Here is a 1,062-nt window from a genome sequence, read left to right on the forward strand (position 1 = left end):
CCTGTCGGTGTTGGACAGTCCATCCCACGACCTTGCGCGAGTACAAATCCAACACCGTGTAAAGATGAAAGCCTTTAGTGACAAAAGATCCTGGCAGCCACGTGATGTCCCAGCACAGTACTTGCCCGGGCCTATCTGCGGTGACAATAGGAACCCCTCGCGCTGGTGTAGCTGGCCGCCTGCGCCGTTCTAATGCTGGAAACAGTTGAGCGTTAATCCGGTAGAACGTCCGAATCGACGCTAAAAGCGGATCGGGACCATCAAGATGATCAAAAAAGATTCTGGCAACTGACAAGCCTTGCGCCCGCCCGCGAACAAGCAGCTCAGCAATGCGTGTGTAATCACTTTCATCTAGCTTGCGAGGATGAGGCAAAGACTCACTAGGTGCCTTGCATGGTCGAGGATTGTGCCGGTAATACCAGGTCGTTCGACCAAGACCAATAATCTTCAACGCGCGGGTTAAAGAGTAGCCCGCCTCAACCAAGCCTTCGACGATGAGTTCTTCGCTTTTAAGAAACTCAACATAATCAGCACGTTGCTCAGCAGTTAAAGTACGGCCACCACGCGTTAATCCTCGGAATACTTCTGCATGATGGCGATAGCTTTTCCCATGGCATCAACTGCCCGACAGTGAGCTTCAGTCTGCTCGGCCTTACGAGCAATGATTTCGTCCTTTTCCGCTAACTGCTGTTTGAGCCTGGCTATTTCATCGCTTAAGGCCTCATTGCTTTTGCGGAGGCGCTTGTACTCATTGATATTTTCTGGGCACACAGGGATATTGTGCCTTGGCGTAAGCCCTGTGGCTAGATCCCCGCCGGCGAACTGCTTCCGCCAACGCTTAAACGAGCTATAACTGACACCGATGGAGTCCAAGTACTTCCGGCGCTGCCCATGTTTAACCGAGTAGTACTCAAGGACCACCTTCTCCTTTTGCTCTGCGGTATACCGACCTTGCGGAACCATATCCTCTGGCGGGATGGAGATAGCCATGAACACTTTCCTTTCTCCCCCGGCAATCACCGGGGACTACTGGGATGTTCACAACTCCATTGGCAATAAGGG

The 1,062-nt window shown here is 52.3% G+C and carries 1 protein-coding gene; it reads right to left on the reverse strand.

Going from position 1 to position 1,062, the window contains the following annotated elements; translation table 11 throughout:
- Positions 1–567: 567 nt before the first annotated feature.
- Positions 568–990: a transposase gene (locus HMPREF2743_RS02220; RefSeq protein ID WP_070743793.1), complete on the reverse strand. Its 423-nt coding sequence runs from the start codon at positions 988–990 to the stop codon at positions 568–570.
- Positions 991–1,062: the final 72 nt, after the last annotated feature.

It is taken from the genome of Corynebacterium sp. HMSC036D02, assembly GCF_001836165.1.
Classification (GTDB): domain Bacteria; phylum Actinomycetota; class Actinomycetes; order Mycobacteriales; family Mycobacteriaceae; genus Corynebacterium.